The organism is Dryocola sp. LX212 (assembly GCA_041504365.1).
In the GTDB taxonomy this organism is placed as follows: domain Bacteria; phylum Pseudomonadota; class Gammaproteobacteria; order Enterobacterales; family Enterobacteriaceae; genus Dryocola.
Map to the genome: position 1 here is coordinate 3,227,919 of CP167917.1, position 26,106 is coordinate 3,254,024.

Below are 26,106 nucleotides of genomic sequence, written 5' to 3' on the forward strand. Positions count from 1 at the left end.
CATTTCAAATGCAATGTAAGAAATCAGGATTAAAAAGATAATTCAGTAACGATTGATTATTTTTTTAATCTCCTCCACGCTTTTTGCTTTATGTAGTAACGCCATATCTTCATCACTGGAAAATAATTCAGCTAACGCAGATATTGTCTCAATATGGCTGTGGCTATCCGGCGCCGCGAGCATAATTATGAGGTCAACAGGGTCGTTATCCTCGGAATTAAAGCTCACCCCTTTTTCAAGTTTCAGGAGAGAGAGCCCTAACCCCTGCGCCCCCTCCTCCGGCCTGGCATGCGGCATGGCAAGCCCAGGCGCCAGCACGTAATACGGCCCGAGCCTGCCGTGCTGCTGCTTAATGGCGGTAACGTAATCCGTCGTAATAATATCGGCGTCCAGCAGGGGCCGCGCGCAAACGTCCAGCGCCTGCCTCCAGCTTTCCACCTCCGGCAGCACCCTGATGGTGCCGTCATGTAACCAGCGATTAAGCACGCTTTCCTCCTTTTGGTTTAAAAACGGACCAGCAAGATGGGCAAACTTTATGCAACGCTTCGCCTTCTGACAGTGATGATAGTCACAAAGATAGCGCTACCAAAAACTATCGCGCAAATTTGTGATAGCGCTATCAGATCGTAATCATTGGCCTAAAAGCCAGCGATTGGGTGGATTTCCGGCGTATACTTAACACCAATTTCCCCTGTAGATTCAGGGGAGAAGCTGTCACAACAACGATAAGAACAGGCATAACCATGTCCATGACCCGAAAGCGACGTAGTACAGGGAAGGTAACGCTTGCCGATGTGGCCCAGCTGGCAGGCGTCGGCACCATGACCGTATCGCGAGCCCTTCGCACCCCGGATCAGGTCTCTGATAAGCTCCGGGAAAAAATTGAGGCCGCAGTGAGCGAACTGGGCTACATGCCCAATCTGGCGGCCAGCGCGCTGGCATCGGCCTCGTCCTATACTATTGCCATGGTCGTGCCGAGCCTTGCGGAGTCTGGCTGCACGGAGATGTTTGCCGGGCTACAGCAGGTGCTGCAACCGGCGGGCTACCAGATAGTGCTGGCGGAATCACAGCACCGCCTGGAGCAGGAAGAGAAGCTGCTGGAAACCCTGCTGACCTCAAATCTCGCTGCGGCGATTCTGCTCAGCGCGGATCACAGCGATACCGTACGCAGCTGGCTGAGAAACGCCAACGTTCCGGTGCTGGAGATAGGCGCAACGCGCGGAGATCCTATCGACATGAACATCGGCATCGATAACGTCGCGGCGATGTTTGAACTGACGGAGATGCTCATCAAGCGCGGTTACCAGCATATCGGGCTGTTGTGCGCCAACCAGGAGCAGTGGATATTCCAGCAGCATCTTCAAGGCTGGTACAAGGCGATGCTGCGCCACCATATGTCGCCCAATCGGGTGATCAACGCCGCCGCCCCGCCCGTATTCTCAACAGGAACGGCTCAGCTGCCCGAATTTTTACTGGCCTGGCCGGAACTGGACGCGCTGGTCTGCGTATCGGACGAAATGGCCTGCGGCGCGCTGTACGAATGTCAGCGCAGAAGAATCAAAGTGCCGGAGGATTTAGCGATAGTCGGATTCGGTGATAGCGACGTCAGCCGCGTGTGCCAGCCTGCGCTGACAACGATTGCGGTGCCGCATCGTAAGATTGGCATTGAAGCGGGTCGCGCCCTGCTGGCAAGGATCAACGATGAACCGTGGGATGCTGATCCGACCATTGCTTCAGCGCTGTGTATGCGGGATAGCTGCTAGTGGTGGATGACACTTCGTTTATCCCCCTACGTGGGCAGCTGTAGGGCGGATAAACCTGCGTCATCAAGAAGATTATTCAGTGGTCGTAGCGGACTTCGATTCGTTCTTGGCATTGCGCGTCATCCACAGCGACAGCGCCTTTAAAGAATCTGGGGTGAAGTCGTCGCAGCGGGCGGTGATCTCTTCCGGAGACATCCAGCTCACTTCGCTGACTTCGTCTTCCTGCAGCGCAAACGGGCCGTGGGAGACGCAGCTGAATAGCCCGCCCCAGACGCGGCAGTGCTTATCTTCGAAGTAGAACATGCCGTGTTCGGCAAAAGGAACGCCCGCGATGCCCAGCTCTTCCTCGGCTTCGCGACGGGCGGAATCGAGCAGCTGTTCGTCAGATTGTACAACGCCTCCGGCGGTCGCATCGAGCATGCCCGGCAGGTAGTCTTTGGTCTCGGTGCGGCGCTGCACCAGAATTTTACCCATCCCGTCGTGTACAACAATGTAGGTAGCCCGGTGACGCAGGCCCTGCGCACGCATCTGCTCACGGCTGGCCTGTGCGATCACTTCATTGTCTTCGTTAACAATGTCTACCCATTCCGTGCCAGCAAAATGACTCTGTTCCACCATCGGAAACCTTCTCTATTGGGCGCTCTTACGGCGCGTTTAAGATCTTACCAGCGGTAAGGTACGGGGTAATGCCAACCTGTGCAATAACCCTGTCGTTAATCAGTGTGTGAACGGTCAGAACGTCGTCGTTCAGCATGCCGTAGCTCGCTTCAAATCCGCCTTTCGGGATACTCACCGAACCAGGGTTGAAGTAATAGATCCCATCGCGAATTTCCGCCACGGGAAGATGAGTATGACCGAAAATCAGCGCATCGTGTGGTGCTAAAGGTGGCAATTTTTCAGGATTAAAAAGATGCCCGTGCGTCACGAACAGACGCTGACCCGGCAGCAGGATCTGCGCAAACGGGGCGGTAATAGGAAAGTTAAGCAGCATCTGGTCGACTTCACTGTCGCAGTTGCCGCGCACCGCGATGATCTTATCCGCCACGGTATTAAGTTCTTCTGCAACCTTCGCCGGATTATAGCCTTCCGGCAGCGCGTTACGCGGCCCGTGGTTGAGCAAATCGCCCACCAGCACAAGCCACTGAGCGCCGCTGCGCGAAAAAATTTCCAGTACCTTTTCGGTGGCCGGTAAGGAACCGTGAAGATCGGAGGCAAACATCAGCTTCATAAACCCACACCTCTTTTAATGGTAAGTGGCTCAATGATAGCGAACAAAGCCTGCGGGATCAGCCCGTACGTTTGGCCGAACGGGCGATAAAGCGTTGGACGGAAGCCCGCTGCCACTGAAATGCGGCATACTCCTGCAGGCGTTCCGGCACCGCATCGCCGTTCAGCACCAGGCGATTAAGCATCAGCGCCAGGTCCGTATCGGCAATCGACCATTCCCCAAACAGATTCTGCTGGCCGACCGGCAAAACGGACTCCGCCGTGGCAAACAGCTTCTCTGCGGCCTTAACGCCCGCAGGGCTAAGCGCCGGTTTTTTTACCCCGCCGAAAACCACGTCCGTCGAACGCTCTTCGCGAATCGGCATCAGATCGCTGCGCAGCCAGGCCTGAATCTGACGGGCGCGGGCGCGCTTTTCGATATCAACCGGATAGATACGCTCCCAGGTCGGCGGGGCGAAGCGCTCTTCCAGATACTCGGTAATGGCGGAGGATTCGCTCAGCACAAATTCGTCTACCGCCAGCAGCGGCACGCGACGCGTGAAGTCATAGCCCTTCCAGCCCGGCTGTAGCTGCTGCCCGGCGGCGAGGTCGACGGTTTCCGTCGTGAAATTCAACCCCTTCTCCTTCAGGGCAACATAGACCGAAAGCACATAGGGGCTGAAAAAGTTCGCATCTGACCAAAGGGTAATTACGGGCTGGCTCATGGTAATCCTCGTCATTCATCGCATCCGGCTTTTGAACATATAGCGAAAACGGCGACCTGTCACTTGAGCAAACCTCAACATTGACCGCCCGTCTCCCGCCACAGGACCTATACTGCAAAAGCTCCCGAAAACTGTTATCAGAGGCTGTCTATGATCGATCTCTTTTATGCGCCAACGCCTAACGGGCACAAAATCACGCTGTTCCTGGAAGAAGCGGAGCTGGAGTACAACATTCACCGCATCGATATTGGCAAAGGGGATCAGTTCAGGCCGGACTTCCTGGCGATTTCGCCGAACAATAAAATTCCGGCTATCGTTGACCATCTGCCCGCCGACGGCAGCGGCCCGCTGAGCGTCTTCGAGTCCGGCGCGATCCTGCTTTATCTGGCTGAGAAATCGAATTTGCTGCTAAGTAAAGATCTGCGCGAGCGCACCCATACCCTGCAATGGCTGTTCTGGCAGGTTGGCGGCTTCGGCCCGATGCTGGGGCAGAATCACCACTTTAACCACTTCGCCCCGCAGTCCGTGCCTTACGCTATCGAACGCTACCAGGTGGAAACACAGCGCCTGTACGGCGTGCTCAACAAGCAGCTGGAGAAAACGCCGTGGCTTGGCGGACAGGAGTACAGCATAGCGGATATCGCCACCTACCCGTGGGTCGTCTCTTTTGAACGGCAGCGCATTAACCTTGCGACCTACCCGGCGGTAAAAAACTGGTTCGACAGAATTCGCTCCCGTCCGGCGACGGAACGCGCTTACAAACAGGCTGAAAACGTCTGATCCGACGTGTCAAAATCTTCCCGCCGTGGTGTATTCTGTGGCGGGAAGCAACACACGGAGGAAACCTGCAATGTCATCCCCTCAGCCAGACGCCATTATTCGTATTAAAAACCTACGCCTGCGCACCTTCATCGGCATCAAGGAAGAAGAGATCGCCAACCGTCAGGATATTGTCGTCAACGTCGCCATTCACTACCCTGCGGACAAGGCTCGCGCCAGCGAAGACATCAACGACGCGCTGAACTATCGCACTATTACCAAGCAAATCATTCATCTGGTCGAGAGCAACCGTTTCTCGCTGCTAGAAAAATTAACTCAGGATGTGCTCGATATCGCATGTGACCATCCGTGGGTGTCTTATGCTGAAGTAGAGATCGATAAACTTCACGCGCTGCGCTACGCCGACTCGGTTTCCATGACCATGAGCTGGCGGCGATAAGCGTAGCCTTCAGGAGACGCGTATGCAGATACTCATTACCGGCGGCACAGGGCTTATCGGCAGCCACCTCGTTCCTCGCCTGCTGGAGACCGGCCACGAGGTCACAGTGGTAACACGCGACCCGGATAAAGCCCGCGGCCATTTCGATCCGCGCGTGATGCTGTGGAAAGGACTGAACGAGCATGAGAATCTTGATGGATTCGATGCGGTGATTAACCTTGCGGGCGAGCCGATTGCCGACAAGCGCTGGACAGAAGGTCAGAAGCAGCGTCTGTGCGTAAGCCGCTGGCAAATCACCGAGCGCCTGGTGGAAATGTTCAAAGCAAGCAGCACGCACCCGTCCGTCCTGATATCCGGTTCTGCTGCGGGCTATTACGGCGATTTAGGCGAAGTTGTCGTCACCGAGGACGAACCGCCGCACAACGAATTTACCCATAAGCTGTGCGCCCGCTGGGAGCAAATCGCCTGCGGCGCGCAAAGCGATAGTACCCGGGTCTGCCTGCTGCGCACCGGCGTTGTGCTGGCCCCGAAAGGCGGTATTCTGGCGAAGCTATTACCCCTATTCCGTTTAGGCCTCGGTGGCCCGATAGGCACAGGACGCCAGTATCTCGCCTGGATCCACATCGACGATATGGTGAACGGCATTCTCTGGCTGCTGAACAACGATTTGCGCGGCCCGTTCAATATGGTTTCGCCCTACCCGGTACGCAACGAGCAGTTCTCTCACGCCCTGGGTCAGGCGCTTCATCGCCCGGCCTTTATGCGTGCGCCTGCCACGGCGGTGAAGCTGATGATGGGGGAATCGTCGGTATTAGTGCTTGGCGGGCAGCGGGCACTGCCGAAACGGCTGGAAGAATCCGGCTTTGGCTTCCGCTATTTTGACCTGGAAGAAGCGCTGGCGGATGTGGTTCGCTAGTTGGTAAACGGTGGATGGCGCATGCGCTTATCCACCCTACAAATTCATCCTTCGTAGGTCGGGTAAGCGCAAGCGCCACCCGACAAAGCCCTCTGAAAATTACTTCAGAGATCCAGAAAGGAACTGCTGCAAACGAGCGCTCTTAGGGTTGCCGAACAGCTCGTCCGGCGCGCCCTCTTCCTCAATGCGGCCCTGGTGGAGGAAGATAACGTGGCTTGAAACGTGGCGGGCAAAATCCATCTCGTGTGTGACCACCACCATCGTTTTCCCCTCTTCGGCAAGCTTCTGCATGATGCGCAACACCTCGCCCACCAGCTCAGGATCCAGCGCGGACGTTGGCTCATCGAACAGCAATACTTCCGGCTCCATCGCCAGCGCACGGGCAATTGAGACGCGCTGCTGCTGGCCACCGGACAAATGCACCGGGTATTTAACCTGCTGCCGTTCGTCAATGCCCACCTTCGCCAGATACTTCAGGGCACGCTCTTTTGCTTCCTGCTTGCTTAAGCCCAGCACCTGAATTGGCGCCTCCATAACGTTTTCCAGCACCGTCATGTGGCTCCATAGGTTGAAATGCTGGAAGACCATCGTCAGACGCGTACGCAGCAGGCGCAGCTGGTTTTTATCCGCCACCTTCAGCTGCCCGTCTTTGTCGCGCACCAGGTTGATGTTCTGGTTGCTGACCACAATCGTGCCTTCGCTCGGCTTTTCGAGGAAGTTTATGCAGCGCAAAAAAGTACTTTTCCCCGAGCCGGATGACCCGATGATGCTGATCACATCCCCGGCGTTGGCCCGCAAAGAAACCCCTTTCAGCACTTCATGTTCGCCGTAGCGTTTGTGTAAATCAGTAACGTTTAATTTATTATCGGCCATGGAAATCACTCAATGCGAAGAGCTGGGTTTAACATGCTGCATAAAACGCTGCTCGGCTTTGCGGAACAGGCTTATCAGCACGTAAGAGATGATCAGATACAGCACCGCCGCGATGCCAAATGCCGTAAACGGCTGGTAGGTGGCGGAGTTAATATCCCGGGCGATTTTCAGCAGGTCCGGCACGGTGGCGGTGAAGGCCAGCGCCGTGGAGTGCAGCATCAAAATCACCTCGTTGCTGTACGCCGGCAGCGCAATGCGCAGGGCGGACGGCAGAATAATACAGCGATACATTTTCACCCGCGAGAAACCGTAGGCCCGCGCGGCTTCGATTTCACCGTGCGGCACGGAGCGGATCGCTCCGGCGAAGATTTCCGTGGTGTAGGCGCAGGTGTTAAGCGTCAGCGCCAGCACGGTACAGTTCAGCCCGCTGCGGAAGAACTCGTTCAGCAGCACAGTGCCCTTCACCACTTCCAGCGTGTACATTCCGGAATAGAACACCAGCAGCTGTACGTACAGCGGCGTGCCGCGGAAAATATAGGTGAACAGCCAGATTGGGAAGGCGATAAATTTGTTGCTGGAGACGCGCCCGATGGCAAGAAACAGCGCCAGAATCCCGCCCATAATCACCGATGAAATCAGCAACCATAGGGTGATTGCCACGCCGGTAAAACGGTAGCCGTCCGTCCAGAGCAGGGATTTCCAGTATTCCTGAAGGATATCGATCATAGCTCAGCCCTCTTCACGCCAACCGAGTAGCGGCGCTCGAGCCAGAGCAGCACACCGTTAGAGACGGTGGTAAACGCCAGATAGATAATCCCGGCGACGATAGCAAAATAGAACGGCTGCCAGGTGCTCTTACCGGCAAGCTGGGTCGCCTTCACAACATCTTCCAGGCCTAACAGCGAAACCAGGGCGGTAGCCTTAAGGATAACCTGCCAGTTGTTGCCGATACCGGGCAGCGCGTAGCGCATCATGGCCGGGAAAAGAATACGGCGGAAGGTCTGTGAGCCGGTAAAGCCAAAGGCAGTTGCCGCTTCAATGTGCCCTCTGGGAACGGCAAGGAAAGCCCCACGGAAGGTTTCGGTAAAATAGGCCCCGTAGATAAACCCGAGGGTAATGATACCTGCGACCATAGGGTCGATATCAAACTGCGCCACGCCCAGCGCGTCGGTAATGCTGTTGAGCAGCATTTGCAGGCCGTAGAAAATCAGCAGCATCAGCACCAGATCCGGCACGCCGCGAATCAGCGTGGTGTAACCCTCAAACAGCAGCGCCAGCGGGCGATTTTTGGATAGTTTCGCTCCCGCCCCGGCCAGGCCAATGATCACCGAAAGCACAACAGAGCTTAACGCCAGCTCCAGGGTGACGATCGCCCCCTTAAAAATCACTTCAGAAAAGCCATACAGCATGGTGCGTATCCTGTCGTCAGTGTCTGCACAAACCGGGCCTGCCCTTACGGGGACAGGCCCTACCACCGGTGACTGTTAACCACCATAAACATCGAAATCGAAGTACTTCTTCGCCAGCTTCTCGTAGGTGCCGTCTTTACGCATTTCAGCAAAAGTTTTATTCAGCGCCTGACGCAGTTCGGTGTCCTCTTTGCGCAGGCCCATGCCGGTGCCTACACCAAAGAGTTTGTTGTCTTTAATGGACGGGCCGCCAAACTGGTAGTCTTTGCCGATAGGCTGCTTGAGGAAGCCTTCGCTGGCCGCCACTTCGTCCTGGAACGCCGCGTCGATTCGACCCGCCGTCAAGTCAGCATAGATAGAGTCCTGGCCCTGATAAGAGACAATCTCAATGCCTTTTGGCGCCCAGTGCTCGTTACCGTAAGTTTCCTGAGTGGTGCCCTGCAGCACGCCGACGCGTTTGCCCTTCAGGGCGTCAAGCGTGGGCTGAATCGGTGAGCCTTTCGCAACCACCAGGCGGGAATCGGCCGCGTAGAGCTTGTCGGTAAAGGCGATTTCCTGCTGGCGTTTTTCAGTAATGGAAAGCGACGACATGATCACGTCGATTTTTTTTGCTTTCAGAGAGGGGATCAGCGCATCCAGCGGGTTCTCAACGAACGTACAGTTAGCTTCGATGCGTTTGCAGAGTTCTTTAGCCAGATCGATATCAAAACCGACTAATTCACCCTGGGCGTTCTTGGATTCGAACGGGGCGTAGGTCGGGTCCGTGCCGATACGCACGTTTTTAGGGATAGCGGCGAATGCTGTGAAAACACTGGAGAATGCCAGCACCAGTGAAAGGGACAACACCAACTTTTTCATAATTATCCTCATAGACTGTCTGTTTAGCGCTAATGCCGGTTGATGGCTAATCAATAAGAATAAAAATGCACCAAAAAAGGGCGGCTGTCGGGGCTCGCCGTGCATGATTATCCAGCCCGGTTAAGAATATATTCAAAACCGGGCACAGACTACGGGAAAATCTTAATCACCGTAAACATTAAAATCGAAGTACTTTTTGGCAAATTTGTCATAGGTACCGTCTTTTCGCATTTCTGCCAGCGCTTTGTCGAAGGCAGCTTTCAGCTCCGTTTCGTCTTTGCGCATGCCGATACCGGTACCGTCACCAAAGTACTGCTTGTTCTTCACGGACGGGCCAGCAAAGGCAAACTCTTTGCCCGCAGGCTGCTTCAGGAACCCTTCGCTCGCGGCGACTTCATCCTGGAACGCCGCGTCCAGACGGCCCGCGGCCAGATCAGAGTAGATCAGATCCTGGTTAGCGTAGGCCACGACATCAATGCCTTTTGGACGCCATTCGGCATTGGCGAACGCTTCCTGAGTGGAGCCCTGCAGAACGCCGACGTGCTTGCCTTTCAGCGAGTCAAGGGTAGGTTTAATCGGCGAACCTTTGCTAGCGATCAGACGGGAGTCCGCCGCGTAGAGCTTGTCGGAAAAAGCAATTTCCTGCTGGCGTTTTTCAGTGATGGACAGAGAAGAGATGATCGCGTCGATTTTCTTAGCTTTCAGAGAAGGGATTAGCGAGTCGAAGTCGCTGCCCACCCAGGTACATTTGGTATTAATGCGTTTGCACAGCTCGTTGCCGAGATCAATATCAAAGCCGACAAACTGCCCTTTCGCATCTTTAGAAGAGAATGGCGCATAGGTGGCGTCCGTACCGATACGAACGTTCTGCGGAATTGCTGCGTAAACGGTGCTGGTCAGACCGAGCAACAAAGACAGAGCGAGAACCTGCTTCTTCATACATAACCCTCAAGTGGACTCTTATTATGTGTCGTGTTGTGTGGTGTAGCGGACGAAGAGTTGCACTTCTCATGCCACTTTTCCCTGCGTGGAGGAAAGTGCGATGCTTTATGTTAATAAAACGTTGCAACTCTGTCGTCTGGTTGAAAGATAGCAGGTATGGCGAAGGGGCAAAACGTTTACGGAGTAAAGTGCGGACTAAATTCGAGAAAAGCGATCGGGGTTACAAAACCGCCCCAAATTGATGCAGGCGATTCTGTGATGCACCGCGCTGGCACAAAGCGCTATGCTCCCTGCCAGCGTTGGAAGAGATCCTGAGGCAGCTCAATATCAAACTGATCGATAACGCGGTTCACGGTCTGATTAATAACGTCATCCAGCGTCTGCGGACGGTGATAGAACGCGGGAACCGGCGGCATGATGACCGCACCCAGCTCGGCGGCCTGGGTCAGTAAACGCAGATGGCCCAGATGCAAAGGGGTTTCGCGGACGCAGAGCACCAGCGGGCGACGCTCTTTAAGCACCACGTCAGCGGCGCGCGTCAGCAGACCGTCCGTATAGCTGTGAACGATGCCTGACAGCGTTTTGATGGAACAAGGCAGGACAACCATGCCGTGGGTCTTAAAAGAGCCTGAGGAGATGTTTGCGGCGATATCTCGCGCATCGTGTACTACGTCGGCCAACGCCTGCACGTCGCGCAGGGACAAATCCGTTTCTAAGGTAAGGGTCTGGCGGGCAGCGTTGCTCATGATGAGATGGGTTTCCACCCCGGGTACTTGTTGCAGCACCTGTAGCAGTCGCACTCCGTAGATTGCGCCGCTGGCACCTGAAATTCCAACAATTAACCGTTTCATGCTTTTGCCCGTCAAGTTCGTTTGGGCTGACTTTGCCGCAAGATGGGACGGGATGCAAGGAGGCGTGAAAGGCATGGCATCTGTAGGGTGGATAAGCCTCGCGCCATCCGCCACAAAATCTGGTGGATGACGCTGCGCTTATGCCCCCTACAAAGGGCAAAAGCAGGCGTTAGCCCTCGTTGTGCATCTCTAAGTTTTCCACTTCGTTCTGACGCAGCAGCGCTTTGGAGTCGTCATTGCGCAGGGAGTCGAGATACTCAAGGTACTGCTGGTCAACGTCTTTGGTCACGTAAATGCCGTTGAAGACCGAACATTCAAACTGGGTGATGTCCGGGTTTTCGACGCGCACCGCTTCAATCAGATCGTTCAGATCCTGGAAGATAAGCCCGTCCGCACCGATGATCTGGCGGATTTCATCCACTTCACGGCCGTGGGCAATCAGTTCATTGGCGCTTGGCATATCGATACCGTAGACGTTCGGGAAGCGAATTTCCGGTGCCGCAGAGGCCAGATAGACCTTCTTCGCCCCCGCTTCACGGGCCATTTCGATAATCTGTTCGGACGTCGTACCGCGCACGATAGAGTCATCCACCAGCAGCACGTTCTTATCGCGGAACTCGGCACGGTTTGCGTTGAGCTTGCGGCGTACAGACTTACGACGCAGGTGCTGGCCCGGCATGATAAACGTGCGCCCAACGTAACGGTTTTTCACAAAGCCCTGACGGTATGGTTTATCGAGAATACGGGCAATTTCCAGTGCGATATCGCAGGATGTTTCCGGGATCGGGATAACCACGTCGATGTCCAGATCCTCCCACTCGCGGGCAATTTTCTCACCGAGTTTTTTGCCCATCTCAACGCGGGCGCTGTAAACGGAAATTTTGTCGATGAAGGAGTCCGGGCGCGCAAAATACACGTACTCGAACAGGCACGGGTTGCTGGCCGGGTTATCCGCACACTGGCGGGTAAACAGCTGGCCCTTCTCGGTGACGTAAATTGCTTCGCCGGGCGCGATATCGCGCAGGAACTCAAAGCCCAGGGTGTCCAACGCCACGCTTTCCGAGGCGACCATATATTCGGTGCGACCATCGCCCAGTTCGCGTTTGCCCATCACCAGCGGACGGATGCCGTTCGGATCGCGGAAGGCCACCATGCCGTGACCGATAATCATCGCTACGCAGGCGTAAGCGCCGCGGATCTGACGGTTAGTTGCGGCAATGGCCGCAAAAATGTTGTCGGCTTCCAGCGGATAGTTACGGAAGTTATCCAGCTCGCTGGCAAAGATGTTGAGCAGGATTTCAGAATCTGAGGTGGTGTTAATGTGACGGCGTTTCTCTTCGAACAGCTTTTTGCGCAGTTCGTGGGCGTTGGTCAGGTTACCGTTGTGCGCCAGAGTAATACCGTACGGGGAGTTAACGTAGAACGGCTGAGCTTCGGAGGCGCTGGAGGAGCCAGCGGTCGGATAGCGGACATGGCCAATACCCATGTTGCCCTGCATACGCTGCATGTGGCGGGCTTCAAATACATCACTCACCAGGCCGTTCGCTTTACGCAGACGGAAGCAGTTTAATGCATCTATGGTGACGATGCCTGCGGCATCCTGGCCACGGTGCTGAAGCACCGTTAACGCGTCATAAATCGACTGGTTGACCGGCATAAAACCGGCGATACCGACAATACCGCACATGTTGTCTTTTCCTCATTAAGCCACGACCCCCCGCCTTATGGCCGGGGCAAGAAACTTGACGAGCTTTGCAGATAGTCAAAGAACCATCTGATGATGAAACTGAATTGCGGGATAAGCTGCGACTTTTGCCAGTCTTCACTTTTCGAAAAGCCGGTGAAGGTATCCAGAAAGAACAGAATGGCGGCGACAATCAGGGCACCACGCAGAGCGCCAAAACAGATCCCCAACACCCTGTCTGTACCCGACAGGCCGGTTTTCTCCACCAGCGCGCCAATCACATAATTGACAATTGCGCCGACAATCAGCGTCGCGATAAACAGTATCGCGATAGCAATCCCATTACGTACCAGTTCGTCTTCAAAGCCAGTGAACCAGACCGAAAGGTAAGTGTAGTAGTGACTGGCAACAAAGAAGGCACATCCCCAGGTCACCAGCGATAACGCTTCGCGGACGAAGCCACGAATCACACTAATCAGAGCCGAAAAGCCGATAACAGCAATAATGGCGTAATCTATCCAGACCATGCACAAATCTCGCGTCAAATCGCCCTGTCGTCCAGTTCGGGGCGCATTCTAACAGAAAAAGAAAACGTTTGCGTAGGGATTTCCTTCCCCCGCCTAAATAAATAATGGCGTTGAAAAAAGAATCAACGCCATTAAAATTTTGCCTCGCTGCCACCCGTTTTGAACCCGTATCGTCGGGTAGATAAGCGTCAGCGCCATCCACCACCACGCTCGTTCGCGGCGCGCTTAGCGAACCGAGTAGTTCATCACCACGCCGTTCAGCCCGGAAATGGAGTTCAGCTCGCTCAGGGAGGATTTAAGCTTTTCCTTCGAGGCATCCGGCCCAACCAGAATACGGGTGATTTTACCCGGTACCGGAGTCGACGGAGAGGTATAAACCCGGAACCCAGCGCTACGAAGTTTACCAACAATTTCATTCACTTTTTCGGCATTTTTGAGCGCACCAAGCTGCACGACGTAGGCCTTGCCGGTCGGTGCCGCTGGCTGGTCATCCTGCTTCGCTGGCTTCTCGGTTTTCGGCGGCTGCTCGTTGACCATCGCCAGCCGCTCTTCGGTCTGATCGACCACAGGCCTGCTTTGTGGCTTAGGCTTCGGCTTTTCTACAGCTGGTTTTGGCTGAGGCGGTTTTTCACGGGTAACCGGCACTTCGTCAATATCCGCGCCCGCTTCACCCGGCAGTGAAGCCGTGTCTATACCAGGCGCAAAGGCGTTACCGGCTCTGACCTCTTCCGCAGCCCCTTCCGGCGGCTGCGAAGGCAGAGCCTGTGTGGCCGCTGGCAGCATGTCTGGCTCGTCCGTATCCCCAGGCTTTGGCACCAGAGGAATAGCGGCAAACTCATCCTGATAATGTTTTTTCTGCCCGTCGAGCAGGCCCGGAAGAATAATCACTCCCAATGCGACCAGAATAATGGTCCCGACTAATCGGTTTTGAAACTTACTCGCCACCTTTTCTCCCCGCGTCCAGCGCTTCCATTACGTGGGCTACCGTGTGGAACGATCCACACACCAGCACGGTGTCGTCTGCCCCGGCAGCGGCCATTGCCGCATGCCAGGCCTCGGCCACGCTGCTACAGACTTCGCCAGTCTTAAGATGTTCCACCAGCTGTTCGGCGGTCGCACCGCGCGGCCCTTCAAGGGGTGCACAATACCAGCTATCTACCTGTCCCGCCAAACACGCCAGCGTGCCGGCTATATCTTTATCGTGCAGCATCCCGATTACCGCCAGTACGCGGCCTTTCTTCGGCAGCTGAGCCAGCCGGTCGGCAAGATAAGCGGCGGCGTGGGGATTATGCGCCACGTCCAGAATAACGCATGGAGCGTCAGATATAATCTGAAAACGCCCCGGCAGCGCCGCTTCTTTAAGCCCCTGGCGAATCGCCGTTTCACTGACGTCCAGCCAGCTGGCGCGCAGGGCCGCAAGCGCGGTTGCGGCATTAGGCTGGGGCACCAGCGGCAAAGGTAAGCCTGTCAGCTCGCCCTTCCCGTCTTTAAAGCTCCAGCCGTCAGCATCCACGCTATAAGACCAGTCAACGCCACGACGCAGTAGCTGGGCACCTTTCTCGGCAGCCACATCTGCAATAGTCTGCGGCATATCCGGCTCGCCAACTATCGCAGGTTTACCACCACGGAAAACGCCCGCTTTTTCTCGGCCAATGCTTTCGCGGTCCGGCCCCAGCCAGTCGGTATGATCCAGCGCAATGCTGGTCACGACGGCCACGTCGGCATCGACAATGTTCGTGGCATCCAGACGCCCGCCCAGACCAACTTCAAGGATAACTACGTCCACGTTCAGCTGTTTAAACAGCAGCAGCGCGGACAGGGTGCTGTACTCGAAGTAAGTCAGAGACGTTTCGCCCCGCGCGGCTTCGATTTCGGCAAATGCCGCCGTGTGGTACGCCTCGTCCAGCTCTTCGTTCTGAATACGTACGCGTTCGGTATAGCGCACCAGATGGGGAGAGCTGTAAACGCCCACGCTGTAGCCCGCCGCCATCAGCACCATTTCCAGCGTGTGGCAGGTGGTGCCTTTGCCGTTGGTGCCGGCAACGGTGATGATGGTGGGGGCAGGTTTCAGTACGTCCAGCGTCGCCGCCACCTTCTGAACGCGGGCAAGGCCCAGCTCAATGGCTGTTGAGTGGAGATTTTCAAGATAGCAAAGCCACGTGGCCAGGGGCGACGTGGCTTGAGGAATGCGATGTTTTTCCATGATACCCGTTCTGTCCGCGGTTCTGGGTTCGGTTCAAGAAAAAAGGCAGTTCCGCGAGCGGCCCTGCCTTTATTGACTATCAGGCCTCTTGACCCTGTTCCGGCGCTGGCGGAACCACAATAGGTTCGCGCGGCGCTTCCGGGTTTGGTGCCGGCAGATTCATAAACTTCGCCAGCACGCGAGCCAGCTTCAGGCGCAGATCCGGACGACGGACGATCATGTCGATCGCCCCTTTCTCAATCAGGAATTCGCTGCGCTGGAAGCCCGCCGGCAGTTTTTCACGCACGGTTTGTTCGATAACGCGAGGACCGGCAAAGCCGATCAGCGCTTTCGGCTCGGCAACGTTCAGATCGCCCAGCATCGCAAAGCTTGCGGAAACGCCGCCCATGGTAGGGTCAGTCAGGACAGAGATGTACGGCAGACCGCGTTCCTGCATCTTCGCGAGCGCGGCGCTGGTTTTTGCCATCTGCATCAGCGACATCAATGCTTCCTGCATACGTGCGCCGCCGGATGCGGAGAAACAGATCATCGGGCAGTTATCTTCCAGCGCCTGTTCAACGGCACGGACAAAACGCGCGCCGACCACAGAGCCCATTGAGCCGCCCATAAAAGCAAACTCGAAGGCTGCAGCGACCACTGGCATACCGTGAAGGGTACCCTTCATGACCACCAGCGCGTCTTTCTCGCCGGTCTCTTTCTGGGCGCTTGCCAGACGATCTTTGTATTTTTTCGAGTCTTTGAACTTCAGCACGTCTTTCGGCTCAAGCTCGCTGCCCAGCTCCACCATGGAGTCTTCGTCTAACAGACTGTGCAGGCGCTCGCGCGCCGCCATACGCATGTGGTGATCGCACTTCGGGCAGACTTCCAGATTGCGTTCCAGCTCGGCGCGGTAAAGGACCTGGCCGCAGCTGTCGCATTTCGTCCACACACCTTCAGGGATACTCGCCTTACGGGTGGGGGTGATGTTGTTACTCTTGAGAATTCGTTCAATCCAGCTCATTGATGACCTTTCTGCTTGAACCTGGTCGATGCCAGTTTTTCTGTGGCGCTAATGCTGCCCCAGACCATAAATGGTGCTCATTAAAACATAACGGCCCGCGACTTTGGATAAAAAAGTGGTCGAACCGCTGTACGGAGTTACTTTTGTAGCCGTGCGGCGGCGCGTTTGTGGCGGATGATTTCTATGATGCCCGGCAGAACCGACAGCACGATAATCGCCACAATCAGCAGCTTCAGGTTTTCCTGCACAATCGGCAAATCGCCGAACAGGTAACCCGCGTAGGTAAACAGCAGCACCCACAGCAGCGCTCCAACTACGTTATACATCGCAAAGTGGCGATAGGACATGTGCCCCATACCCGCGACGAACGGTGCGAAGGTTCGCACAATTGGAACGAAGCGCGCGAGGATAATCGTTTTTCCGCCGTGACGCTCGTAAAAAGCGTGAGTTTTATCGAGATAGCTGCGGCGGAAGATCTTCGAATTGGGGTTACTGAACAGCTTTTCGCCAAACAGCCGCCCAATAGTGTAGTTCACGGCGTCGCCCACAATAGCGGCAATAACCATCAGAATCACCATTGTGTGGACGTTCAAATCGTTGGTTGGCAGCGCCGCCAGCGCGCCAGCCACGAACAGCAGCGAATCACCGGGCAGGAACGGCGTCACCACCAGGCCCGTTTCGCAGAACAGGATAAGGAAAAGTATAGCGTAAACCCAGACGCCGTACTGCGCGACCAGCTCAGCCAGGTGCACGTCAATGTGCAGAATAAAATCAATAATAAAGTGGATATATTCCATTGTGATTTACCTTTACGACTGCATCAGACAGCTCAAAAACAGAGGCCCCATCCGGGGAGTAGGTAACGCAAAATGATCCGGATAATCCACCGACACGAGGTATAAGCCTTCCGCTTTGCCCGTGGCGGCGGCAAGCTTACGGTCTTTCGCCGCCAGCAACTCAGCCATCCAATTTTCCGCCTGGTTACCGCAGCCGATTTCCATCAGGCTACCGACGATGTTACGCACCATGTGATGCACGAAGGCGTTCGCCTTGATGTCCACCACTACGTAAGAGCCATAGCGGTTGACCGTAATGTGCATCAGGTTGCGCCACGGCGTGCGGGATTGGCACTGCACCGCGCGGAACGAGGTAAAGTCGTTCTCGCCCAGCAGGCACTGCGCGGCACGATGCATTCTGTCGGCGTCCAGAGGGTGGTAGAAGTGCGTCACCCCCTGCCCCATCACCGCCGGACGCAGCCTTTCGTTATAAATGACATAACGGTAGCGACGTGCCGTGGCGCTGAAGCGGGCATGGAAATCGTCGGGCACAGCTTTCACCCAACGCACCGCGATGTCTCCAGGCAAATTCGCATTTACGCCCAGCGTCCAGGCCGCATCCTTACGATCCATACTCGTTTCGAAATGCACAACCTGCCCGGTGGCGTGTACGCCTGCGTCGGTTCGCCCGGCGCAGAACACGTTCACTGGCTCGTTGGCGACTTTTGTCAGCGCCTTTTCGAGCTTTTCCTGCACGCTGCGCACTTCGTTCTGGCGCTGCCAGCCGTAATATTTGCTGCCGTCGTACTCAATACCGAGCGCAATTTTGCGCTTCGGGCTTTCAACCAGCTCGCCGGACATTAGTACATGTACTCCTGCACTAATTTTTCTGCCGTTTTCACCGCCATCAGCGCGCCGCCAAAGCGGACGTTATCGGCAACGGACCAGAACTGAATCTGTTCCGGCATACCGTAGTCGTTATGAACGCAGCCAATGGAGAGATGCGCACTGCCGGAGGCATCGGAAACCTGTGTCGGGTATTCGCCCTCTTCGGACAGCTCCACGTCGGCAACCTGGACAAACGCATCGCGCGCTTCTTCCGCCGCCAGCGGACGCATGGCTTCAAAATTCACCATTTGCGCGTGACCGTAGAAAATCGGGGCCTGCACGTAGCTGACGGAAATCGGCAGGTTATCGTCCTGAAGAATTTTGCGAACTTCGTTCACCAGACGGCGCTCTTCACGCACGCTGCCTTCCGCATCCGGCACCAGCGGCAGCATGTTGAACGCCAGCTGACGGCCAAACAGGTCGTTTTCTTCGATTGGCATTCCGTTAAGCAGGCGCGCGCTCTGCCCTGCCAGGGCATCCACGGCTACCTTGCCACGTGCGGAAGCGGCCAGCAGGTTTGTGACCTGAATACGCGATAATCCACCTTGTTCGATCAGCGGTTTTAACGCCGTCAGCAGCTGGCTGGTCATGCTGTCGGCTACGGCAACCACATTGCGGTTACGGTAATCGCCCAGCACGAACGGATTCACGTCCGGCACGACCAGCGGCACGTCTGGCTCAAGGGCAAACAGACCGCTTGAGTCAATGACCAGGCAGCCCGCGTTGGTTGCTTCGTCAACATACTGCGCCGAGGCTTCAGCGCCCGCGACGAAGAAGGCAAGCTGCACCTGAGTCCAGTCGAATTCGGCGACGTCCTGCACCATCACCGTTTTGCCTTCAAAACGCAGATTTTCTCCGGCGCTTTCGCTACGGGCCAGGGCGTACAGCTCACCAACCGGGAACTGGCGTTCGGCCAGCAGATCAAACACAGCTGCGCCAACGGCACCCGTGGCACCTAAAACGGCAATATTCCAGCCTTCAGACATGTTGGTTTACTCCAGACTTAAAAACAGCGTCCCACCGGGACTAAGACCGGTGGCACAAAAGATAAGGGTTAGCGGGCGGTGTGGTAGACCGCGCTGAAGCCCAGTTTTTGCAGTGTTTGTGCCGCAGGCTCATCGTCACACTGGATAAAGAGCGACGACCATTCGCGGCGTTCTAAATAGTTCTTCCGCAGCTTGTCGAATTCACCCGGCACGGCCGCAACCTTGCGCAGCGGCGCGTCATCGCGGCGCACATCATACACCAGATGAACCAGTCTTTTGAGCGTGGACTGATCGAGCGGGCCATGCAGCGTTATGCGGCCAAATTCTGGTGCCGGAAGCAGCGTATCCAGCGCGACCTGCTGCTGCTTGCCGATGAACTGGCTGAAGGCCTCAAACACCTGCGTGGTGCCGCGCGCTTTGCCTTCCAGGGTGTAGCCCGCAATATGCGGCGTACCGATATCAACCCGATCCAGTAGATCGACGTTCAGTTCAGGCTCCGGCTCCCAGACGTCCAGCACCACGCTGAGATCCTGCCCGCTTTGCAGGCATTTCAGCAGCGCCGCGTTATCCACCACCGGGCCACGGCAGGCATTGATCAGGATGCAGCCTGGCTTAAGGCTGGCAATAAGCTGTTCATCCGCAAGATGCAGAGATTTGTAAGGGCCATCTTTAAACAGCGGGGTATGGAAGGTCAGCACATCGGCTTCGCGCACCAGCTCGTCCAGCGGCTGGAAATGTCCTTTATCGCCACGCTCAGCGCGCGGCGGATCGCAAAGCAGCGTACGCACGCCATAAGCTTCAAGACGAGCCTGCAAACGGGAGCCCACGTTGCCCACGCCCACAATGCCAACCGTGCGGTCAGTAAGGGCAAAACCGTCGCGCTCGGCAAGCATCAGCAGCGAGGAGAAAACATACTCCACGACGGCGATGGCGTTACAGCCGGGAGCGGCAGAGAAAGCGATACCCGCGCGTTCCAGATACGCATCATCAACATGATCCGTTCCTGCCGTGGCGGTACCCACGAATTTGATAGGCTTTCCGTCGAGCAAATCAGCGTTCACTTTGGTAACCGAGCGCACCATTAAAGCGTCAGCATCGGCAAGCTCCGAAACGGGAATGGGGCGGCCTGGCACGGTGGTTACATCGCCCAGGCGACTAAATAATTCGCGGGCATAGGGCATATTTTCATCAACGAGAATTTTCACGTTCGCTACCTGTCGGTTAATCGTCGAGATTAAGCCCGATAGTGTGCCATAATCTGCCGTCCGGGCATAACGAACTACCTTGTAATGTTTTGTCGTTTTTCAGGTGAGATAAGGATCTAATGCTATGCAGCCTATTCAGGGAGCCACGCCGCGCCCTCCGGGGGAACCCGCTCCCGCGCCATCCGTTGCCGGGGAGCAGCCGCTCTCTTCCTTGCAGCGAACCGTTCTGGAACGCCTGATTACGCGCATCGTTGCCGTTAGCCAGCAGCAGAGCGCAGAGCTGTGGGCCGGTCTGAAACACGATCTGGGCCTGAAGAACGAGGCGCCTCTGCTGTCGCGCCATTTCCCTGCTGCGGAACAGAACCTCAACCAGCGCCTGACCAGCGCGCAGACAACCCACGCCACGCGCCAGATAGTCCAGCAGCTGAGCGAACTCCTGCCGCAGGGGAATAACCGCCAGGCCGTGAGCGACTATATCCGCCAGCAGTTTGGGCAGACGGCCCTTAGCCAGCTCACCCCAGAACAGTTAAAAAGCGTGCTTACGCTGCTGCAAAATAACCAGCTGGCTATTCCCCAGCCGCAGCAGCGCCCGGCCACGGACCGTCCGTTACTGCCCGCAGAGCACAGCACGCTAAATCAGCAGGTCGCGAAGCTAACCGCCGCAACCGGCGAGTCCGGCAAGCAAATCTGGCAGTCCATGCTTGAGCTTAGCGGCGTGAAAACCGGCGAGCTGATCCCGGCGAAGCACTTTACGCTGCTGACGACCTGGCTACAGGCTCGCCTGTCCCTCAGCCAGCATTCCGCGCCGACGTTACATACCATTCAGGCCGCACTGAAGCAGCCGCTGGAAGCAAACGAATGGAAAGAGGTGACCGACTATTCCCAGCAGCGTTTCCAGGCTACGCCGCAGACGGTGCTGACCACCGCCCAGGTGCAGGATATCCTCAATCAGGTGTTCCTGAAGCGCGCTGAAAAACAGCACGTCGGGCCGATTGAAACCCAGAATATTCAGCCGGTGTATAATCCGTTTATCGCGCCGTTTATCGAACCATTGAAGATTATTTCGGCACGTCCGGGACTGGCATTGATTGCCCTGATCGTGGTGATGCTGCTGTTCTGGATGGTGGTGTAGTCCGGCTTTATCTGGTGGATGACGCTGCGCTTATCCACCCTACGACGTCAGTCCTTTGTCGGTCGGTTAAGCACAGCGTGACCCGACAATGGCTATTTGCGGAACGCGATAACCGTCACCACAATCCCCGCTACCGCCGAAATCGCGCCGGCCAGGAACACCGACGGATAACCCAGCGAGGTTGCCAGCAGGCCGGTCAGCGGCGCTGTCACCCCATATGAGATATCCTGGAACGCGGCGTAGCCGCCCAGCGCCGTGCCGCGAACCTGAGCCGGGACGCGCTTAACCACCTCAACGCCCAGCGCCGGGAAAATTAGCGAACAGCCGCTGCCGGTTAGCGCCGCGCCCAGCAGCGCAACCCAGGCGACCGGTGCCTGCCACAGCAGCAGCAAACCAACCGTTTCAATAACCAGCGAAACCAGTGCCACCCGCACGCCGCCGAAGCGGTCAGGCATCCAGCCGAACAGCACGCGCATCAGCACAAACGCCCCGCCAAATGCGGTCAGCGTAAACCCTGCCCACGCCCATCCTTTTGAAACGAAGTAGAGCGAAACAAAAGTCCCGATTACCGCAAAACCCACGCCCTGCAGCGCAAGCCCGAGGCCCGGCTTCCAGATAAGCCCAATCACCGTCAGCATCGAAGGGCGTTCGCCTTTATGCGCAGGCACAGCATGCACGCGTCCGTTGAACAGCCACCCAAGCAGCGGTAAAGCGAGGGTAGAGATGCCCAAGGCGATGAAGCCCCACTGGCTGTTGAGCATCAGCCCCAGCGGCGCACCGGCCGCCAGCGCGCCATAGATAGCCATGCCGTTCCACGACATCACCTTGCCGGAACGCGCCGGGCCGACCAGCCCCATCCCCCACGTCAGCGTACCGGTCAGCAGCTGGCTTTCGCCAAAGCCGAGTATCAGACGCCCGACGACGAGTATCCCAAACTTGATGGCGTTATCTACCGGCAGCAGCGCCGCCAGCAGGTAGGCCACGCCCGCCAGCGCGCAGGCAAACATCCCCTGCAGCGCGGTGCGCTTTGCCCCTTGCTGATCGGCCAGACGCCCCGCATAGCCGCGCGTTAGCACCGTTGCCAGGAACTGAATACCCACGGCTATGCCCACCATCAGGTTGCCGTAGCCCAGCTGATGGTGCACAAACAGCGGGATCACTGGCAGCGGCAGGCCGACGGTCATGTAGGTCAGAAAAACGGCAAAGGCAATGTTGAACAGGGATTTATCCGCCGACTTCGGCTTCTTAAAATGAGAATCAATCGTTGCAGACATACTGCTTACTCCATTGACAGCAGAGTAAGGCGGGGAATTCGCCGCGCCTCTCTATCTGACAGGTCAGATTAAAGATGCGTTGGATGACGTCGAACGCTTACGCATTATCATTTTGATAATGTTAAGGCCGGCATAGTGCCTTTAATCCCCCTGCGCGTCAACTTGTGTAAAGGCAAAAAAACGGGGCGCCAGAGGCACCCCGTTTACAAGCTTAAGCGTTTGTTATGCGTCCATTTTACGCATAACCAGCGTGGCGTTGGTGCCACCGAAGCCGAAGCTGTTAGACATCACAGTTTTCAGTTTCTTTTCTGTCGCTTCGGTCACGATGTTCAGGCCAACGGCCTTCTCGTCCAGCTGTTCAATGTTGATGCTAGGGGCGATAAAGCCGTGTTCGAGCATCAGCAAAGAGTAGATCGCTTCCTGTACGCCTGCGGCACCCAGAGAGTGGCCGGTCATGGCTTTGGTTGCGGACATAGACGGAGAGTTATCGCCGAAGACTTCGCGGATTGCGCCCAGCTCTTTCACATCGCCAACCGGCGTAGAAGTCCCGTGGGTGTTCAGGTAGTCAATCGGGGTGTCAACGCCGTGCATTGCCATCTTCATGCAGCGCACTGCGCCTTCGCCTGATGGAGCAACCATGTCTGCGCCGTCGGACGTTGCGCCGTAGCCAACGATTTCCGCGTAGATGTGTGCACCACGAGCCAGAGCGTGTTCCAGCTCTTCAACCACCACCATACCGCCGCCGCCTGCGATAACAAAACCGTCACGGTCTGCATCGTAAGTGCGTGAAGCCTTAGTTGGCTCATCGTTGTATTTGGTAGACAGCGCGCCCATGGCGTCAAACTCACAGGCCATTTCCCAGCCCAGCTCTTCGCCGCCGCCGGCAAACACGATGTCCTGCTTACCCAACTGGATCTGCTCAACAGCGTTACCAATACAGTGTGCAGAAGTCGCACACGCGGAGCTGATGGAATAGTTAACGCCGTGGATTTTGAACGGCGTTGCGAGGCATGCTGAAACCGCAGAGCCCATAGCTTTAGTCACGACGTAAGGGCCTACCGCTTTCAGACCACGTGGGCTACGCATTGCGTCGGCACCAAATACCTGCGCTTTAGAAGAACCACCGGAACCGGCAATCAGGCCGACACGCGGGTTACTCTGATACACCTCTTCTTTCAGACCCGCATCCGCAATGGCTTCCTGCATAGACAGATAGGCATAGATCGAGGCATCGTTCATGAAACGAACCACTTTACGGTCAATCAAACCGGTAGTGTCCAGTTTGACGTTGCCCCATACGTGGCTACGCATGCCAGAATCTTTAAACTCTTCAGAGAAAGCGATCCCGGAGCGTCCTTCACGCAGAGATGCCAGGACTTCCTGCTGGTTATTACCAATGCTGGAAACGATACCCAGGCCAGTAATCACTGCACGTTTCATTCAATACCTCTTCCACTGCACTATTTAGAATTTCGACTGGCACAATAGCGTACACTTGTACGCTGAACAAGTCCGATCAGCGAAATCGGTTCGAAATTTGCGCCGCTTCGCACACATCGTTATGATCCTTTCACAGCCTGCCAGACGAGTAACTTACGTGAAACACTCCCCTATACAATCCGCCAGCCTTGGCTTTAACGAAGAGGGTACACCTGTATCCCGAGAATTCGACGATGTGTACTTCTCTAATGATAATGGACTGGAAGAAACTCGTTATGTCTTTCTTGAGGGAAATCGTCTGTCTGAGCGCTTTGCCACGCACGACCGCTCGCTGTTTGTGGTCGGGGAAAGCGGGTTCGGCACCGGGCTTAACTTTCTGACTTTATGGCTGGTTTTCGACGAATTTTGCCGAAAACAGCCTGATGCTGCACTGCAGCGTCTGCACTTCATCAGCTTCGAAAAATTCCCGCTCACGGCAGCAGATTTAAAGGCCGCCCATGGCCATTGGCCAGAATTGGCTGAATTTGCCTGCGAGCTGCAAAAAAGCTGGCCGCAGCCCTTTTCTGGCTGCCATCGCCTGCTGCTGGCAGGAGGCAGAATCACGCTCGATCTGTGGTTTGGAGATATTAACGATCTAATCCCCCAGCTGGATGACACCTTAACGAAGCAGGTCGATGCCTGGTTTCTGGACGGTTTTGCGCCGTCGAAAAACCCGGATATGTGGACGCCCCGGCTGTTCAATGCCATGGCGAAGCTGGCTCGTCCGGGCGGCACGCTGGCCACCTTCACCTGCGCCGGCTTCGTGCGCCGCGGGCTTACTGACGCGGGCTTTACGATGTTCAAAACCAAAGGCTTCGGGCGTAAGCGCACGATGCTGACCGGGATCATGGAGCAGGAACTTCCTCCCCAGTTACAAACCCCGTGGTTCCACCGTTCGCCCGCCCTGGGTAGAGAGGTCGCAATAGTGGGCGGAGGGATTGCCAGCGCCCTGCTCTCCCTATCATTACTTCGACGCGGCTGGCAGGTAACGCTCTACTGTGAGGACGACGAACCCGCGCTTGGCGCATCCGGCAATCGCCAGGGCGCGCTCTATCCTCTTCTGAGCACTCACGATGCATCGCTGACGGACTTTTTCGCCACGGCCTTTACCTTCGCCCGCCGTCTTTACGATGCGCTGCCCGTTGATTTCGATCGCGACTGGTGCGGCGTCACCCAGCTCGCGTGGGATGAAAGAAGCCAGCACAAAATCGAGCAGATGCTGAGCCTTGAGTTTCCTGAAGGTATCGTCCGCGCCGTGGATCAACAAACCGTTACCGAAATGAGCGGCGTTCCGACAGGCTGTGGTGGCATTACTTATCCGCTGGGCGGCTGGCTTTGCCCCGCGCAGCTGACCGCTGGCGCTATTGAACTTGCCCGTAAGCAGGGGCTAAAAGTGCATTTTGGTCATCACGTGAATAAGCTGGCTAAAGCTGGAGATATCTGGCAGCTGGAGTTTGCCGGGCAGCCGACTCAACGGCATAACGCCGTGGTGCTGGCTAACGGACACAAAGTTAGCCATTTCTCACAGGCTGAAAAGCTGCCGGTATCCGCGGTTGGCGGCCAGGTGAGCCATATCCCCACCGGCCCGGCGCTATCCTCGCTTCGTCAGGTCCTGTGCTATGACGGCTACCTGACGCCGCAAAACCCCGCGAATCAGCAGCACTGCATCGGGGCGAGCTACCATCGCGGCGTGGAAGATATGCAGTACAACGAGGAGGACCAGCAGCAGAATCGCCAGCGGCTTATTAACTGTCTGCCTGACCAGGGCTGGCCGCAGGAGGTGGACGTTTCCGCCGGCAACGCCCGCTGCGCCGTGCGCTGCGCCTCTCGTGACCATCTGCCGCTTATTGGCAGCGTGCCGGACTATGAGCAAACGCTGGAAAGCTATGCTGGGCTGGTGCACAGCAAAGAAAACGCGGTGAACGCGCCGGTCTATGGAAATCTCTTTATGCTGGCCGGGTTAGGTTCAAGAGGGTTATGTTCCGCCCCGCTGGCGGCGGAAGTATTAGCCGCGCAAATGAGCCACGAGCCGATACCGCTGGACAGCACAACGCTTGCGGCGATTAACCCAAATCGGTTCTGGGTACGCAAGCTGCTGAAAGGAAGAGAGGTTAAATAATTGCGTCGGATGACGCTGCGCTTATCCGACCTACGGTAACAGCGAGGATATGGGTAAATTTGTCGGGTAAC

27 protein-coding genes are annotated in these 26,106 nt (G+C 56.3%); 6 read left to right on the top strand and 21 right to left on the bottom strand.

From position 1 onward, the window contains the following. Positions 1-42 precede the first annotated feature (42 nt). Positions 43-486, bottom strand: a complete 444-nt coding sequence (locus tag ACA108_15575; GenBank protein ID XEX94789.1) for a PTS sugar transporter subunit IIA — start codon at positions 484-486, stop codon at positions 43-45. A gap of 257 nt (positions 487-743) precedes the next feature. Between ACA108_15575 and ACA108_15580 the strand changes: the two genes are divergently transcribed. After that, a complete protein-coding gene (locus tag ACA108_15580; protein XEX94790.1) occupies positions 744-1,763 on the top strand; it encodes a LacI family DNA-binding transcriptional regulator in 1,020 nt (339 codons plus the stop codon). A gap of 72 nt (positions 1,764-1,835) precedes the next feature. Here ACA108_15580 and yfcD read toward each other — a convergent pair whose 3' ends face one another. The 3 genes from yfcD to yfcF are packed head-to-tail and all read right to left on the bottom strand — an operon-like array spanning position 1,836 to position 3,694. Then, positions 1,836-2,381 carry an NUDIX hydrolase YfcD gene (gene yfcD, locus ACA108_15585; protein ID XEX94791.1) on the bottom strand — a complete coding sequence of 182 codons (546 nt, stop codon included), beginning with the start codon at positions 2,379-2,381 and terminating at the stop codon, positions 1,836-1,838. A gap of 25 nt (positions 2,382-2,406) precedes the next feature. Then, a complete protein-coding gene (gene yfcE / locus ACA108_15590) occupies positions 2,407-2,991 on the bottom strand; it encodes a phosphodiesterase (protein ID XEX94792.1) in 585 nt (194 codons plus the stop codon). A 58-nt stretch (positions 2,992-3,049) separates the two neighbouring features. Beyond that, positions 3,050-3,694, bottom strand: coding sequence for a glutathione transferase (gene yfcF, locus ACA108_15595; GenBank protein XEX94793.1), 645 nt, complete (start codon positions 3,692-3,694; stop codon positions 3,050-3,052). Between the two features lie 150 nt (positions 3,695-3,844). On the opposite strand from yfcF, the gene yfcG reads away from it, so the two are divergent. The 3 genes from yfcG (at position 3,845) to ACA108_15610 (ending at position 5,829) form a co-directional block, all read left to right on the top strand. Next, positions 3,845-4,474, top strand: a complete 630-nt coding sequence (yfcG, locus tag ACA108_15600) for a GSH-dependent disulfide bond oxidoreductase (GenBank protein XEX94794.1) — start codon at positions 3,845-3,847, stop codon at positions 4,472-4,474. A gap of 70 nt (positions 4,475-4,544) precedes the next feature. After that, entirely contained in the window at positions 4,545-4,913 is a 369-nt protein-coding gene (folX, locus tag ACA108_15605; protein ID XEX94795.1) for a dihydroneopterin triphosphate 2'-epimerase, read from the top strand. A 22-nt stretch (positions 4,914-4,935) separates the two neighbouring features. Then, complete coding sequence (locus ACA108_15610) at positions 4,936-5,829, top strand: TIGR01777 family oxidoreductase (GenBank protein ID XEX94796.1); 894 nt, start codon at positions 4,936-4,938, stop codon at positions 5,827-5,829. Positions 5,830-5,928: 99 nt separating this feature from the next. Here the strand turns inward: ACA108_15610 and hisP are convergent, their stop codons facing one another. The 15 genes from hisP to pdxB all read right to left on the bottom strand — a co-directional run bounded on the left by hisP (position 5,929) and on the right by pdxB (position 20,031). Next, a complete protein-coding gene (gene hisP / locus ACA108_15615; GenBank protein ID XEX94797.1) occupies positions 5,929-6,702 on the bottom strand; it encodes a histidine ABC transporter ATP-binding protein HisP in 774 nt (257 codons plus the stop codon). Between the two features lie 9 nt (positions 6,703-6,711). Next, complete coding sequence (locus tag ACA108_15620) at positions 6,712-7,428, bottom strand: ABC transporter permease (protein XEX94798.1); 717 nt, start codon at positions 7,426-7,428, stop codon at positions 6,712-6,714. Further along, positions 7,425-8,111 (bottom strand): histidine ABC transporter permease HisQ, encoded by a 687-nt coding sequence (locus ACA108_15625; protein ID XEX94799.1) that lies wholly within the window; start codon positions 8,109-8,111, stop codon positions 7,425-7,427. Before ACA108_15625 ends, ACA108_15620 begins: the two co-directional genes overlap by 4 nt. Before the next feature lie 75 nt (positions 8,112-8,186). Further along, on the bottom strand, positions 8,187-8,969 hold the full coding sequence (gene hisJ / locus ACA108_15630; GenBank protein ID XEX94800.1) for a histidine ABC transporter substrate-binding protein HisJ: 783 nt from the start codon (positions 8,967-8,969) through the stop codon (positions 8,187-8,189). A 162-nt stretch (positions 8,970-9,131) separates the two neighbouring features. Next, the gene (gene argT, locus ACA108_15635; protein XEX94801.1) at positions 9,132-9,908 is read right to left on the bottom strand and encodes a lysine/arginine/ornithine ABC transporter substrate-binding protein ArgT; all 777 of its coding nucleotides are present in this window, start codon (positions 9,906-9,908) and stop codon (positions 9,132-9,134) included. A 284-nt stretch (positions 9,909-10,192) separates the two neighbouring features. Beyond that, positions 10,193-10,762 carry a UbiX family flavin prenyltransferase gene (locus ACA108_15640; GenBank protein XEX94802.1) on the bottom strand — a complete coding sequence of 190 codons (570 nt, stop codon included), beginning with the start codon at positions 10,760-10,762 and terminating at the stop codon, positions 10,193-10,195. Positions 10,763-10,931: 169 nt separating this feature from the next. Then, positions 10,932-12,449 carry an amidophosphoribosyltransferase gene (gene purF, locus ACA108_15645; protein ID XEX94803.1) on the bottom strand — a complete coding sequence of 506 codons (1,518 nt, stop codon included), beginning with the start codon at positions 12,447-12,449 and terminating at the stop codon, positions 10,932-10,934. Between the two features lie 35 nt (positions 12,450-12,484). After that, positions 12,485-12,973, bottom strand: coding sequence for a colicin V production protein (gene cvpA, locus ACA108_15650; GenBank protein ID XEX94804.1), 489 nt, complete (start codon positions 12,971-12,973; stop codon positions 12,485-12,487). A 225-nt stretch (positions 12,974-13,198) separates the two neighbouring features. Continuing rightward, positions 13,199-13,918 carry a cell division protein DedD gene (gene dedD, locus ACA108_15655; GenBank protein ID XEX94805.1) on the bottom strand — a complete coding sequence of 240 codons (720 nt, stop codon included), beginning with the start codon at positions 13,916-13,918 and terminating at the stop codon, positions 13,199-13,201. After that, on the bottom strand, positions 13,908-15,176 hold the full coding sequence (gene folC / locus ACA108_15660; protein ID XEX94806.1) for a bifunctional tetrahydrofolate synthase/dihydrofolate synthase: 1,269 nt from the start codon (positions 15,174-15,176) through the stop codon (positions 13,908-13,910). Before folC ends, dedD begins: the two co-directional genes overlap by 11 nt. 79 nt (positions 15,177-15,255) lie before the next feature. After that, a complete protein-coding gene (gene accD, locus ACA108_15665) occupies positions 15,256-16,176 on the bottom strand; it encodes an acetyl-CoA carboxylase, carboxyltransferase subunit beta (protein XEX94807.1) in 921 nt (306 codons plus the stop codon). Between the two features lie 137 nt (positions 16,177-16,313). Beyond that, entirely contained in the window at positions 16,314-16,973 is a 660-nt protein-coding gene (locus ACA108_15670) for a DedA family protein (GenBank protein ID XEX94808.1), read from the bottom strand. A gap of 12 nt (positions 16,974-16,985) precedes the next feature. Continuing rightward, positions 16,986-17,813 carry a tRNA pseudouridine(38-40) synthase TruA gene (truA, locus tag ACA108_15675; GenBank protein ID XEX94809.1) on the bottom strand — a complete coding sequence of 276 codons (828 nt, stop codon included), beginning with the start codon at positions 17,811-17,813 and terminating at the stop codon, positions 16,986-16,988. Further along, positions 17,813-18,826 carry an aspartate-semialdehyde dehydrogenase gene (locus ACA108_15680; protein ID XEX94810.1) on the bottom strand — a complete coding sequence of 338 codons (1,014 nt, stop codon included), beginning with the start codon at positions 18,824-18,826 and terminating at the stop codon, positions 17,813-17,815. The genes truA and ACA108_15680 overlap by 1 nt, the downstream gene beginning before the upstream one ends. Before the next feature lie 68 nt (positions 18,827-18,894). Then, positions 18,895-20,031, bottom strand: coding sequence for a 4-phosphoerythronate dehydrogenase PdxB (gene pdxB / locus ACA108_15685; GenBank protein XEX94811.1), 1,137 nt, complete (start codon positions 20,029-20,031; stop codon positions 18,895-18,897). A 124-nt stretch (positions 20,032-20,155) separates the two neighbouring features. On the opposite strand from pdxB, the gene flk reads away from it, so the two are divergent. Next, on the top strand, positions 20,156-21,163 hold the full coding sequence (flk, locus tag ACA108_15690) for a flagella biosynthesis regulator Flk (protein XEX94812.1): 1,008 nt from the start codon (positions 20,156-20,158) through the stop codon (positions 21,161-21,163). A gap of 92 nt (positions 21,164-21,255) precedes the next feature. On the opposite strand, the gene ACA108_15695 is transcribed toward flk, so the two are convergent. Next, entirely contained in the window at positions 21,256-22,437 is a 1,182-nt protein-coding gene (locus ACA108_15695) for an MFS transporter (protein ID XEX94813.1), read from the bottom strand. Positions 22,438-22,659: 222 nt separating this feature from the next. Then, positions 22,660-23,877 carry a beta-ketoacyl-ACP synthase I gene (fabB, locus tag ACA108_15700; GenBank protein XEX94814.1) on the bottom strand — a complete coding sequence of 406 codons (1,218 nt, stop codon included), beginning with the start codon at positions 23,875-23,877 and terminating at the stop codon, positions 22,660-22,662. A 157-nt stretch (positions 23,878-24,034) separates the two neighbouring features. Between fabB and mnmC the strand changes: the two genes are divergently transcribed. After that, the gene (gene mnmC / locus ACA108_15705; GenBank protein XEX94815.1) at positions 24,035-26,035 is read left to right on the top strand and encodes a bifunctional tRNA (5-methylaminomethyl-2-thiouridine)(34)-methyltransferase MnmD/FAD-dependent 5-carboxymethylaminomethyl-2-thiouridine(34) oxidoreductase MnmC; all 2,001 of its coding nucleotides are present in this window, start codon (positions 24,035-24,037) and stop codon (positions 26,033-26,035) included. Positions 26,036-26,106 lie beyond the last annotated feature (71 nt).